Annotated in this window: 11 protein-coding genes and 1 riboswitch; of the genes, 8 read left to right on the top strand and 3 right to left on the bottom strand. The window is 40.7% G+C overall.

Annotated elements, in window-relative coordinates; translation table 11 throughout:
* The first annotated feature begins 19 nt into the window (after positions 1–19).
* The 8 genes from MHH40_RS08110 to MHH40_RS08075 all read left to right on the top strand — a co-directional run bounded on the left by MHH40_RS08110 (position 20) and on the right by MHH40_RS08075 (position 10600).
* Entirely contained in the window at positions 20–1258 is a 1239-nt protein-coding gene (locus tag MHH40_RS08110; protein WP_278254669.1) for a glycosyltransferase family 2 protein, read from the top strand.
* Positions 1259–1262: 4 nt separating this feature from the next.
* Complete coding sequence (locus MHH40_RS08105; RefSeq protein ID WP_340900898.1) at positions 1263–3350, top strand: cellulose biosynthesis cyclic di-GMP-binding regulatory protein BcsB; 2088 nt, start codon at positions 1263–1265, stop codon at positions 3348–3350.
* 69 nt (positions 3351–3419) lie between these two features.
* Positions 3420–3567: riboswitch (cyclic di-AMP (ydaO/yuaA leader) on the top strand.
* A gap of 112 nt (positions 3568–3679) precedes the next feature.
* Entirely contained in the window at positions 3680–5506 is a 1827-nt protein-coding gene (locus MHH40_RS08100; RefSeq protein WP_212046400.1) for an APC family permease, read from the top strand.
* Between the two features lie 70 nt (positions 5507–5576).
* Positions 5577–7298, top strand: a complete 1722-nt coding sequence (locus tag MHH40_RS08095; RefSeq protein WP_340900897.1) for a pyruvate oxidase — start codon at positions 5577–5579, stop codon at positions 7296–7298.
* Between the two features lie 233 nt (positions 7299–7531).
* Positions 7532–9091, top strand: a complete 1560-nt coding sequence (locus MHH40_RS08090) for a ribonuclease YeeF family protein (RefSeq protein ID WP_445661690.1) — start codon at positions 7532–7534, stop codon at positions 9089–9091.
* A 14-nt stretch (positions 9092–9105) separates the two neighbouring features.
* A complete protein-coding gene (locus MHH40_RS08085) occupies positions 9106–9615 on the top strand; it encodes a hypothetical protein (RefSeq protein WP_340900895.1) in 510 nt (169 codons plus the stop codon).
* Positions 9616–9837: 222 nt separating this feature from the next.
* Positions 9838–10284, top strand: coding sequence for a toxin-antitoxin system YwqK family antitoxin (locus MHH40_RS08080; RefSeq protein ID WP_050945534.1), 447 nt, complete (start codon positions 9838–9840; stop codon positions 10282–10284).
* Between the two features lie 91 nt (positions 10285–10375).
* Complete coding sequence (locus MHH40_RS08075) at positions 10376–10600, top strand: hypothetical protein (protein ID WP_003214145.1); 225 nt, start codon at positions 10376–10378, stop codon at positions 10598–10600.
* Positions 10601–10639: 39 nt separating this feature from the next.
* Here the strand turns inward: MHH40_RS08075 and MHH40_RS08070 are convergent, their stop codons facing one another.
* The 3 genes from MHH40_RS08070 to MHH40_RS08060 form a co-directional block, all read right to left on the bottom strand.
* Entirely contained in the window at positions 10640–10903 is a 264-nt protein-coding gene (locus MHH40_RS08070; RefSeq protein ID WP_003214365.1) for a hypothetical protein, read from the bottom strand.
* 98 nt (positions 10904–11001) lie between these two features.
* Complete coding sequence (locus tag MHH40_RS08065) at positions 11002–11571, bottom strand: GNAT family N-acetyltransferase (protein WP_310026086.1); 570 nt, start codon at positions 11569–11571, stop codon at positions 11002–11004.
* A 70-nt stretch (positions 11572–11641) separates the two neighbouring features.
* The gene (locus MHH40_RS08060; RefSeq protein ID WP_003214137.1) at positions 11642–12919 is read right to left on the bottom strand and encodes an Nramp family divalent metal transporter; all 1278 of its coding nucleotides are present in this window, start codon (positions 12917–12919) and stop codon (positions 11642–11644) included.
* Positions 12920–12961: the final 42 nt, after the last annotated feature.

The raw sequence follows: 12961 nt of genomic DNA, 5'->3' as shown, positions 1-12961 counted from the left end.
CTTATTTTATCTTTCATTAATGCTCATTTGGATCATGCTTCTATACCACATGTTTCTCATGCAGGGCGGCTTTCAGCATTACCTCACCTATGAAAAAGTGCTGCCTAAATGGACAAAACAAGGGAAAGAGCTGCCGACCGTCAGTATCCTGATTCCTGCTCATAATGAAGAGGTCGTCATTCGGCAGACATTAAAAGCGATGGTTCAGCTATCTTATCCTAAACACCTCCTTGAAATCATTGTGATTAATGACAATTCTTCTGATCGCACAGGAGAGATTGTGCAATCATTCAGTGAACAATATGATCATGTCCATATGATTGAAACGAAGCCGCCATTTGCAGGGAAGGGAAAATCCACTGCGCTGAATGAAGGCTTGAAGGCTTCAACAGGAGAAGTGATTTGCGTATACGATGCAGATAACATGCCTGAACCAAAGGCTGTCTATTATTTGGTTCTTGGATTATTAAATGACCCAAAAGCAGGCGCTGTTGTCGGGAAATTCAGGGTGATCAATGCAACCAAAAATTTGCTGACCAAATTTATTAATATTGAGACCATCTGTTTCCAATGGATGGCGCAGGGCGGGAGATGGAAATGGTTTGGTATTGCGACAATACCAGGTACCAACTTCGCCATCCGCCGGCACATTTTAGAAGAGCTCGGCGGCTGGGATGTCCAAGCTTTGGCCGAGGACACCGAATTAACGATCCGTGTGTATAACCTGGGATATGTGATTCGATTTTTTCCAGCTGCGATCACATGGGAACAAGAGCCTGAGACATGGAAGGTCTGGTGGCGGCAAAGAACGCGCTGGGCTAGAGGGAATCAATATGTTGTCCTTAAATTTTTAAGGCAGTTTATGAAGCTGAAACGAAAACGAATGGTTTTCGATTTGTTTTATTTCTTCTTTACGTATTTCTTATTTTTCTTCGGCGTTCTGCTCTCAAATGGCATCTTTATTGTAAACCTATTTGTTGATCTTCATTTATCTGTAGGGGCTGTCGCACTAATCCTTTGGGGATTAGCCTTCTTCCTCTTTCTAACAGAAGTGATGATTACATTAAGTATTGAGAAAACAGAGCTCACCAAACAAAATATTCTCATTGTGGTCCTCATGTACTTCACCTATTCTCAAGTATGGATTGCGCTTGTCGTGTACTCCTTATGTGTAGAGGTGAAGAGCCGATTATTGAAACAAGAAGTGAAATGGTACAAAACAGAGCGTTACGATCAACAACAAAAGAAAAGCGGGTGACAAATTGAAATCGGTCAAATGGATGTTTTTAATATTAGCGCTATCCCTTGCCATTCAGCCTTTTTTCATGGCAAGTCAAGCAATGGCGCAATCCAATCGAGTACAAGTGAAAGACGATTGGGTTCACTCATCAAAAGAAAATCAAACAGAAACGCAGCATCTATCAGAAGATGTGGTGACCTTGTATGGTCAAGAAGACCGCACTGAATTTTCCTATCAAATGGAGAAAGAAAAAGTAGAGTCTAGCACTCTTACATTAAATATAGAGGCTTCACCATTACTAATATCGCCATCATCTTTCACAGTGATGATCGATGGAGAGATTGAAAAAACGATCCCTGTATCAGGGAAAAACCCAAAAAAATCGATTCAAATCAAATTGAACAAAACGCAACTGAAAAAAGGATCTCATCAAATTCAGCTCGCATTTTATGGTGTGTTAAAAGAAGGTGTGTGTATCAACCAAGAGACGCCTGCCAATTGGCTGAAAGTATATCCTGAAAGTGAGCTGGCGTTCAAAGGAGTTCAAACGAAAGACGTGACGTTAGACAGCTTCCCTTCACCATTTATTCCATCAGGTGATCAGGAAGAACAAACAGATATTGTGATTCCAAATAAACCAGAAGCGGCTGAATTAGAAGCGGCTATGAAAGTATATCGTACGTTGAAAAACAAAGACCGCCTAGCAGACCTCAAACTCGTTCAAGAAAAGGACGTCGAGCAAATTGCGCACCCAACTATTGCTGTTGGAGCAAAAGGAAGTTGGAATGGACGAATGAAATCCCTCGAGCAAGCGGCTGGAATTAAAACAGAAGGCGATCAACTTACGTTAGCGGTGAGAACCCTGACAGCAAAGAAAAAAGAACAGCCCATTTTATTTGTCACTGCTAAGCAGCCAAAGACAATTGCTGAAAAAATCAATGTCTTGACTCAGCCAGAACTGACAGGTCAGCTCACTGGAACCGACTTGCTGCTGCAAAAGGTGACAGCTAGTGCTTCTAAGCCATCTCATCATATTTCCTTAATAGATTTTGGCGCAGATGATGTCAAAGTTGGAACCAAAAAGACAGCATCTGATCATTACTATTATCCGAAAGCATTAATGGCTCAACAAAAATCAGGTGCAAAACTAAATCTATCATTTAAAAAATCAGATCCAGCGAACAAAGCAGAGCGTCTAACAGTGATGATCAATAACGAACCGCACGACGTACCGTTAACAAAACTAGGAAACAAAGATGAGAATGGGTTCTACCATGTGTCGATTCCAGTAGATTCACAAGTACTTCAAGAGAACGAATATGTGGACTTACAGTTTGTCACAACAGGTTTTAAAAACATGGAATCCTGTAGACATACAGATGAAGAAGGCTGGATTTACATTGATAAGAACAGCTCTCTTCAAATACCAGAAGGAACAACTAGTGATACACCGGACTTAGCCGCATGGCCGCTTCCTTACACTTCAGAAACGGAGCAAGGAAACACATTGATCATTATGCCAGATCAAATCAATCAAGCCTCAATCAATCAAATGGCTATGCTGACCGAATCATTTAGTCAGCCGGAAGCTGCTCAATATCATTTAATTGAAGCATCGAATGTGACAAATGAACAATTGAAAAAGAACTCTCTCATTTTCATCGGAGGCATCCAAACATTCTCTCTTTTAAAAGAAAAAGCAGATGATCTCATCGTTCCAGCGAAAAAGGGTCAATATGATGTATCCTCATTTGGCATGATCAACGAAACAACAGCTCGTATTGTATGGACGCAGCCATCCGTATGGAATAAAGAACAAACCATGACCGTTTTTTCAGGAATGACGGCAGCTGACGCTGATATATCAAATGAAGTGATTCGATTCCTTCAAACAAATACTGAGACCGCAACAGTTGCAATAGAAAGCAAAAACAAAGATGTGTTCTCTAATCACCAAACAGTCAGCAATGCAAAAAATGATCTTAAAAAAGGTGAAAAGCAAGGCGTCGGTGATTCTTGGATTTACTTTGCATGTATCGCTGTACTGATCATTTTTGTCGTTGTGATGATTGTTTATTTCGTACGAAAAAACCGCAAAAAGACTGATTAATAAACGGTCAAAAGACCTCGAAAAAATCTCTTTACTTTGGTGTCAAACGGGAGTATGATCTCTTTTATAAAAGACCAATCGCTGAATCATTTCGATGAGCGGGGGAACCAATTTTGGTGGTATAAAACACCATGTGGGGTGAATCCTTTTAAGGTAGGGCAAAGTCTCATGCGCCCGAATCCGTCAGCTAACCTCGTAAGCGTTAAAGAGAGCAAAGACCAACCTGTGATCTAAACAATAGACACAGGGGCATTCTATTGCCTCTGTGTCTTTTTGGCGATCCATCTTTTGCAACTTAAATCGTTTGACACTAAAGGAGCGGGCATCACATGTACAGTTTGATGAAGCGTATTTTAATTGGTAAACCATTAAAATCACAGGCAGCAGGAGAACAAAAACTATCAAAAATCAAAGCGTTGGCATTATTGTCATCAGACGCATTATCATCAGTTGCATATGGTACAGAACAAATCTTAATTGTTCTTTCTGTCGTTAGTGCAGCAGCATTTTGGTATTCACTCCCGATTGCAGGTTGTGTATTAATTCTTTTAATGGCGTTAATTCTGTCTTACCGCCAGATCATTTATGCTTATCCAGAAGGCGGCGGGGCATATATCGTCTCTAGCAGAAACCTAGGTGAAAAACCGGGATTGATCGCTGGCGGATCATTGCTTGTAGACTATATTTTGACTGTAGCAGTGAGCATTTCAGCGGGGACCGATGCCGTCACATCGGCTTTTCCAACACTATATCCATATCATGTCTTGATCTCAATTGTATTGGTCATTGTGATTATGGTGCTCAACCTCCGTGGATTAACAGAATCGGCATCTATTCTGGCTTATCCTGTATACTTGTTTGTATTTTCACTCCTTATATTAATTGGAGTAGGCGGTTTTAAATTATTAACAGGCGGCGTACCGCCAGCACCTGAACATACAGCGGTAGGCACACACGTACAAGGCATTACATTATTTTTGTTATTAAAAGCTTTTTCATCTGGCTGTTCTGCTCTGACTGGAGTAGAAGCCATTTCAAATACGATTCCATCCTTTAAAAAACCAGCTGCACAAAACGCAGCGAGAACATTGTTGATGATGGGTGGATTGCTAGCTGTTTTATTTGTGGGAGTCACATTGCTTGCATTTGGTTTCGGCATCTCGCCAAAGCCAGAAGAAACGGTTGTATCACAAATTGCGTCAGACACTTTTGGACGTACGTTTTTCTATTACGTGATTCAGGCAGTCACAGCGCTAATTCTAATATTAGCGGCAAATACCGGCTTTTCAGCCTTTCCGTTATTGGCTGTCAATTTAGCAAAGGATAAATATATGCCGCGTATGTTTACTGTAAGAGGAGACCGGCTTGGTTACTCTAATGGCATTATCTTTCTAGGCGTAGCCTCTATGCTGCTCATCTGGTTGTTTGATGGGAAGACAGAACATCTCATCCCGCTATATGCTGTCGGTGTGTTTATTCCATTTACCCTGTCGCAGACCGGCATGTGTGTGAAGTGGATTCGTGAAAAACCGCAGGGCTGGAAAACGAAAATGCCAATCAATATTGTCGGAGCACTGATTTCTTTTACAGTTTTTATGATTCTCATTTTGACCAAGTTCCATCTCGTATGGCCAATATTTGTTTTCCTGCCTATTGTTTTATTTATCTTTCATTCCATTAAAAAGCATTATTTGTCTGTTGGAGAACAACTGCGTTTATTGAATGAAACAGAGCCAGTTGAGATTAAAGGAAATGTGGTCATCGTACCGATAGCAGGAGTCACACGTGTTGTTGAACAATCTGTTCAGTATGCAAAATCTTTATCAGAGCAAGTCATAGCGGTTCATGTATCCTTTGATAAAGAAAAGGATAAGAAAATTGAAGAAGATTGGGAAAAACTCAATAGCGGTGTACGGCTTGTGATGCTGCATTCGTCCTATCGAAGCCTCATTCACCCGCTAGATAAATTTCTTGAGACAGTTGAGACAAAAGCAAATGCCCATCAATATAAAGTGATGGTCCTCGTGCCACAATTTATACCGAAAAAAAGATGGCACACCATTTTGCATAATCAATCTGCCTTTTTATTAAGATTCCGCCTATTATGGAAGCGGGATATTGTGGTGGCAACCCTGCCCTATCATTTTAAAAAGTAGCAGAAGCAGGTTGAAACGTTTGATCAAAAGGATGCGGTGGTATGGAGTAAGAAAAAAGGAGTTTTCTCACATGCCGCAAAGAACCGCAGGAAAAGAAGTAACAGCGCTACTGGAAGAGTGGGGCGTGAAACATATTTATGGAATGCCCGGCGATAGTATAAACGAATTGATTGAAGAACTTAGGCATGAATCAAGCCAAATAAAATTTATCCAAACGAGACATGAAGAAGTGGCAGCACTATCAGCGGCGGCTGATGCCAAACTAACAGGTAAACTTGGTGTCTGCTTATCAATCGCTGGGCCGGGTGCTGTCCACTTATTAAATGGGCTGTATGATGCAAAAGCAGATGGTGCACCAGTTTTAGCAATTGCAGGGCAGGTTGCTTCGGCTGAAGTAGGCAGAGACGCATTCCAAGAAATCAAATTGGAGCGAATGTTTGACGATGTCGCTGTCTTTAATCAGCAGGTACAGACAGCAGAGGCGCTGCCTGACTTATTGAATCAAGCCATCAAAGCAGCTTATACCCATAAAGGTGTGGCAGTTCTCACCGTATCGGATGACTTATTTTCTCAAAAAATAAAGCGTAAACCCGTCTATACATCTCCTCTTTATGTTGAGGGAGAAGTACGGGCGAAGAAAGATCAATTGCTAAAGGCAGCTCAGCTGATTAACAATGCGAAGAAGCCAGTCATCTTAGCAGGTAAAGGATTAAGACATGCAAAAGAAGAGCTTCTTTCATTTGCAGAAAAGGCAGCTGCTCCTATCGTCATCACGCTCCCTGCAAAAGGTATTTTGCCAGACAGGCATCCATACTTTTTAGGTAACTTAGGTCAAATTGGAACGAAGCCGGCATATGAAGCGATGGAAGAATGTGATCTCTTAATTATGCTTGGCACCTCCTTTCCATATAGAGACTACTTACCAGAGGACACGCCAGCCATTCAACTAGATATTAAACCAGATCAAATCGGCAAAAGGTATCCGGTAGATGTGGGAATTGTGAGCGACAGCAAGAGTGGTTTGCATGAACTGACTTCCTACATTGAATATAAAGAGCAGCGTGGCTTTCTAGAAGCTTGTACAGAGCATATGATGAAGTGGCGAGAAGAAATGGATAAAGAAAAATCTGTTGCTACTTCACCGATTAAACCACAGCAAGTCATTGCTAGACTAGAAGAAGCAGTCGAGGACAATGCCATTCTTTCAGTTGATGTTGGTAATGTCACGGTATGGATGGCACGTCATTTTGAAATGAAACAGCAGGATTTCATTATCTCCAGCTGGCTTGCCACAATGGGCTGCGGTTTACCTGGTGCGATTTCAGCTAAATTGAATGAACCGAACCGACAAGCCATTGCCGTTTGTGGTGATGGAGGCTTCACAATGGTCATGCAAGACTTTGTGACAGCTGTAAAATATAAGCTGCCGATCGTTGTCGTAATCTTAAACAACAACAATTTAGGGATGATTGAATATGAACAACAGGTAAAAGGAAACATAAATTATGGTATAGAGCTGGAGGATATTGATTTTGCTAAGTTTGCAGAAGCGTGTGGCGGCAAAGGAATCTCCGTGTCATCACATGAAGAATTAGCTCCAGCCTTTGATACAGCTCTTCAATCCGATAAACCAGTCATTATTGATGTCGCTGTCGCCAATGAACCTCCGTTACCTGGGAAAATCACTTACACCCAAGCAGCAGGCTTCAGTAAATATTTATTGAAAAAATTCTTTGAAAAAGGTGAGCTGGATATACCTCCACTCAAGAAAAGCCTCAAACGCTTTTTCTAAACACAAAGTAGTCGGTCTTCTGAAAAGAGGGCTGACTTTTTTTGTGATGATTAGGAAAAACATTTCAATTGTCACTTGCCTTCATCTCCATTAAAATATTTGGAAATAATTTTTGTGACTTAAAGCCTATTTTTCCAATTCGCTGAGAAAGGTAAAATAGACTTTATGATCAATAATGGAGGGAGAGACTTCTTCTGGGCAAGATACTTGATGCAAAAGCACTAACAAGTGCCATGGATGCAAGGGCAAAACACTACCAGGAACTCCGTGAACAAATGGTAGATTTAAAAAAGGCACTTCAAGGCGTGGCAAACCTCGGTGATGATTTCACTGGAAAAGGTGCCGATAACATTAAAAGCTTTTATAAAGAACTGGCTGGAAATGTAGATATGTTTATCAGCTTCATTGATAAGCAAAAAGCCTTTCATGAAGGTGTTTCTGGGACACTTGATGATACGAGTTTTGGCGGCGAAACCTTCGTAGAAGAACACTTTTTAGACAACGCTGTACATATGGGCATCAAAAATGCCAAAAGCATTGTGAAGGATCAAAAAAAGGCGCTTAAAACGATTTTTCAAGACATCGACGACCTCATTTCTCTAGAAGTATTTGATAGTCAAACCTTTGATGAAAAAATTGCAGATGCGGAAGACGAGCGAAAAAAGACAGTGAAAGACCTAAGAGAACTTGATCAAAATGTAAAAGATGAATATGCTTTGTCAGAAACGGAGCAGCAAGCTACAATGGCATTGTATACGGAAATGATGAATGCCACAAATGACGGAAAAGCCATTTCGCCTATGAATTTTGACAAGAAAGCGTATCAAAATAGTGAAATCTACAAGGCAAAAAGCGATATTGAGAAGCAAACTTCTGAATATCTGAAAATCAAAAAAGAACAAGAAGAGGCCCGTGAGATTGCAAAAGAACAAGAAGCACTCGCCAACCGTCCTTGGTATGAAAAAGCACTTGATTATGGCGGAAATATCGTGAATGAACTGACTGGCGTGAACGATGCAAAACGCGCCGCAACAGGCGTTGACCCGATTACAGGCGAAGAACTTACCGCAGGACAGCGTGTCGCCGCAGGCGGCATGGCAGCAGCAGGTTATATCCCAATCGTCGGATGGGCAGGTCGTATTTTCAAAGGTGGAAAAGCCGTCTATAAAACAACTCAAGCCACATCAGCCGCAGTCAGAGCAGTCGACATTTACAAGACATCGCAAAAATCCTTTGACGCCTTAAAAACATCTCAAAAAGGCTTATATGGTCTTACCGCCACAAACGGCTTCAGCGAAGCGATTACAGGGCGTGATATGTTTGGGAATAAGATCTCAAAAGAACAGCAGGAAGCGAGTATGAATGCGGCTCTGGGAATGCTTTTGCCGTTTGGGGCGAAGGGGTTCAATGGGAAGATGGGGATTAAAGGTGGTACTGTTAAAAATGTGGATAATGGTACAGTGTGGAAGGATATAAAAGTTACTCAACCACTTTATGAAGGTACAAAAATCCCAAAATCTTTTGAATTAGCAACAGTTGATGGAAAGTTCTGGGTGCACCCTAATGGGACAAAACATATGGTTGAGTATATAACTAGAGATGCAACGACACATGGTATGCCGATAAATAGTCAAACTTTATTGTCGAGTTTCCAAAGCTCTGTTAACAATGCTGCCAAGCAAGGAATTAAATATGAAGAAATTATGAAGGTAGGTAATTGGGAATTAATATTTAGTAAACCTCGCGGAGACGGATTGCTACCAGTAATAAAGCATGCTGTGTATATGCCTTAAAAGGAGAAATGATGATGTTAAAAGTAATAGAATATAAAGACAGTCAACCTATCAACATTGAATATGATCTTTATACACCGATTAATATAGAATTTGGTAGTTGGAATATATCAAAAGAGCCAACGATATATTGGAGAACTGGAGATTTCAAGAAATCTTTAATTGAAATAGGTTTAGGGAAATATACGGGTAATATTCGTTCAATTACACTAACGTTAAGTGAAAATGTACACAAAATGGAAAGTTTGAAATTAGATATGGAAGATATAATTATGGTTAAAGGTGTACCGAGTTTTGAGATAGAAGAATCTAATGATAATACCTATATAGACGAAAAAGGTAAATTAGACGTGTATATAGGTAGGGATAAGGTATTCATTTCATTCTCAGAAAATGATGCAGTATCTATTTTACAAAGTGATACAGTAGGATTTACTTTGGATAAAGAAGAAGTAGTATGTGGTATTATCATAAGTGGTATGTTAGAACATGAAAAGAAAACATTAGAAGATGCATTGAATTAGAGTATTATGAAATACAAAAACCTTGATGACTAAATGTCTTAAAAGGTTTTTTGTGTTGATCGGAGTTTAGAAAATTATTTGATAGTGATGAATATGGTGAAGGAATTTTTCATTATCAAGAAAGTGCTAGAAGCCACCTCACGAGCAAGTGAAAACGGATTATATAATTTTTTACAGCTGTTTTTTGTTTTGTTCAAACATAGAAACGGAAAGGGTTTTTAAATATTGAATGATATATTGACAAAGAAGTTAGTTGTAGAAAGTGGTATTGAGTTTGAAAAGTCTCTAGAGTATGGGGGACCCTATGAACTAGCGATTGTAGAATATACTCAAGGAGGGAAAGAAAAACTATTTACGGGACTAGCCTATGATATGTACGAAAACGGACATGTTGAAAGTTATTTCTATGTAGAGAAAGGTATTAAACAGGGGAAGTACGTGGAGTTTTACCCAAATGGCAGTTTGAAAAAAATAGGGTATATGAGAAAGAACACTACAGAGGGATATCAAGTGGAGTTTTTTGAGAATGGAAATAAAAAGTATGAGTGTGAATGTATTGCTGGCCGAGAGATGACTTACATAAAATATGATAAAGATGGTCATGTGAAAGAGTATAAGGAAGAACCTAATGAATCAGATTTAATATATGCTGAAAAATTCAATGAATGATCAATGGTCAAATGAATTATCAGTTAAAAAAGCTTAAAATGAGAAGAAATCAAATAGAAGTCATTACAAATTGAAAAGGGGAATAACAACCATGCTATGGATCCTCACACAAAACCAACAAACGCTGATTCATGTCCAAGAAGTCTCAGTAAGCGGCAAAAAAATTGAAGGGATGATCTTGGGGAGTACTTCCTGGGCAAAGATGCTCGGCAAGTATGACTCAAATGATCGCGCAGCCGAGATCCTTCAAGACATGATGAAGACGATTGAAGAACATCCAAATGCCACAATGACATACCGAATGCCTCTTCAATAAAAAGAAACCACCTTTCCATCGTGAAAAGGTGGTTTTTGTTTAGGATGGTGTTTTTCCAAAGGCTAAGAATAAGGGAATGCCTGTGCCAACAAGGGTGGTGGCAAATAGGAACATACCGCAAATAAATAGAAAATGGCTTGCTGAAAAGACGAGTGCCAGAATGAGAAAAACGATGCTGAGTCCTATCATGCTATAGGATGGGACAAAGCGGCGTTTGTAGGTGGCTTTCTTTGTTAGAAAGGAGAAGAAAATACCAAATAACAAAGGGACAATCCATAAGTAAAATAAAATAATAAGAGACATACATCATACCTCGATTTTTCCTTCTATTTTATCAGATGCCGATCACAACGGATACTACAAAGCTTCACTTTGTAAAATAATTCATGCAATCGACACAATTAAGTGGGCTGATTCATCGAATGCGTTTTTTGTTTCATATATTCAGGCTGTAAAAGGGCGTACACACAATGATCGGTAAAGCGATTGCCCAGCCATTCACATTGTCTTAAAATTCCCTCAAGCGAAAAGGATAATCGCTCTGGGATGCGTCTGCTTTTCTGGTTATCGACAGCAGCCCTAATCTCAATACGATGCAGCCCGCACTCTTCAAATAAATAGCGAATGACTGCTTGGCATGCTTTTGTCATGATGCCTTTTCCTTGATGGCCTTCTCCGAGCCAATAGCCGACTGAAACGGTTCTATTGATCCAATGAATTTGATGGGTGCCAATGATGCCGACAAGTTCTCCATGTGACCAAATGCCCGCTTGAAAACCGTTGTTCTGCATCGCTTGCTGCATCGCACCTTGGATAAACGCCATACTGTCTTCCTCTGTCTGCGTTGAATCCACCCAAAGCATCCATTCACGTAAATGCTCTCTCGACCGCTGGATGAGCAAATACAGACTTCTTGCGTCTCTTGGCTCAAGCAGCCGCATGGATATCTCTTGATCCTGATAAACAAACATGTATCCACATCCTCTCAGGGGAATTCTACCATAACCAAATGGAAAGAAAAAGACAGCTCAACACGGTCTTTTACATAAACGTATCTACAATTAAGAAGAGATTAAGTGCTACAACAAGAGCTGCTATCACCCAAGATATTCCTGTCACCCAGCGAGCATTCGTCAATTCGCCCATAATTCGTTTTTTACTTGTAAATAAAATGAGCGGAATTAAAGCAAAGGCAATCCCAAACGATAAGACGACCTGACTCATCACAAGCGCGGAGGTCGGATTCACTCCAGATGCAATAATTGCAATAGGAGGAATGATGGTAATCAGCCGGCGAACATACAGCGGGATCCGGTATTGAATAAAGCCCTGCATAATGATGTCGCCTGACAATGTACCGACAGAAGAGCTGGATAGTCCGGCTACAAGCAGACCTACACCAAATAAGATGGCTGATACAGGCCCTGCGAGTGTACCAAAATGCTGAAACGCAACATCCAAATCTTCAACAAAAAGACCATTTTTATAAAATAAAGCGGCTGCCACAATCAACATGCTGGCATTGATGGCCCCGGCGACGATCATTGCAATGAGGATATCTAAAAACTCAAAGCGGAAAATCTGCTTTTTCTCCTTTTCCGTTCTGCCGACGACTCTTCTTTGGGTTAAAGCTGAATGTAAGTAGATTGCGTGAGGCATGACAGTGGCACCTAAAATTCCAGCTGCAAGCAGCACGCTGTCTGCGCCATCAAATTTTGGAATGAACAGTCCGCCAGCGACACTTGCGATATCTGGTTTGGCGACAAAGGTTTGTACAGCGAAAGCGATCACGACAACGAACAACATGCCTGTGATACCTGCTTCTAATGCTCGATATCCTCGTCTTTGCAGCTCCAATATCGCAAATGAACCGATAGCCGCGATAATGGATGCTTCAAGCAGCGGGATTCGAAAGAGCAAGTATAAACCAAGTGCCGCCCCGATAAACTCAGCTAAATCCGTGGCAATAATGACGAGCTCTCCCTGAATCCATAAACCGATCGAAACGGGCTTTGGAAACTCTTCACGTGCGATTTCAGGTAAGTTTTTGCCTGTCGCAATTCCAAGCTTTGCGGATAAAGACTGGATGAGCAAAGCCATGAGATTTGATATGAGAATGACCCATAAAAGGAGATATCCATATTTGGAGCCAGCCGCAATGTTGGTGGCGAAATTTCCTGGATCAATATAAGCAATGGCTGCGATAAAAGCAGGACCGAGAAAAGGAAGGAGTCTTCTAAATCCCTTGACTTTTCCTTCAAGTGCACGCTCAGCTGCCTCTGACATGTGTGCCTGTGCCTCGATGTATTTGTTTGTCATATGTCATCACCTAGATTCTACAAAGTTTTGCTTGGGCACAAA

The sequence above is a fragment of the Bacillus sp. FSL K6-2431 genome, from assembly GCF_038005165.1.
GTDB classification, from domain to species: Bacteria; Bacillota; Bacilli; order Bacillales; family Bacillaceae; genus Bacillus; species Bacillus pumilus.
Note: the sequence above shows the minus strand (reverse complement) of the source record. Positions and strands in the feature narration are given on the sequence as shown.

Bases quoted from the DNA above. Each gene is read 5' to 3' on its own strand.
- MHH40_RS08075 (WP_003214145.1), top strand. From the start codon at position 10,376: ATGCTATGGATCCTCACACAAAACCAACAAACGCTGATTCATGTCCAA.
- MHH40_RS08095 (WP_340900897.1), top strand. From the start codon at position 5,577: ATGCCGCAAAGAACCGCAGGAAAAGAAGTAACAGCGCTACTGGAAGAG.
- MHH40_RS08100 (WP_212046400.1), top strand. From the start codon at position 3,680: ATGTACAGTTTGATGAAGCGTATTTTAATTGGTAAACCATTAAAATCA.
- MHH40_RS08085 (WP_340900895.1), top strand. From the start codon at position 9,106: ATGTTAAAAGTAATAGAATATAAAGACAGTCAACCTATCAACATTGAA.
- MHH40_RS08110 (WP_278254669.1), top strand. From the start codon at position 20: ATGCTCATTTGGATCATGCTTCTATACCACATGTTTCTCATGCAGGGC.
- MHH40_RS08090 (WP_445661690.1), top strand. From the start codon at position 7,532: ATGGATGCAAGGGCAAAACACTACCAGGAACTCCGTGAACAAATGGTA.
- MHH40_RS08070 (WP_003214365.1), bottom strand. From the start codon at position 10,903: ATGTCTCTTATTATTTTATTTTACTTATGGATTGTCCCTTTGTTATTT.
- MHH40_RS08060 (WP_003214137.1), bottom strand. From the start codon at position 12,919: ATGACAAACAAATACATCGAGGCACAGGCACACATGTCAGAGGCAGCT.
- MHH40_RS08065 (WP_310026086.1), bottom strand. From the start codon at position 11,571: ATGTTTGTTTATCAGGATCAAGAGATATCCATGCGGCTGCTTGAGCCA.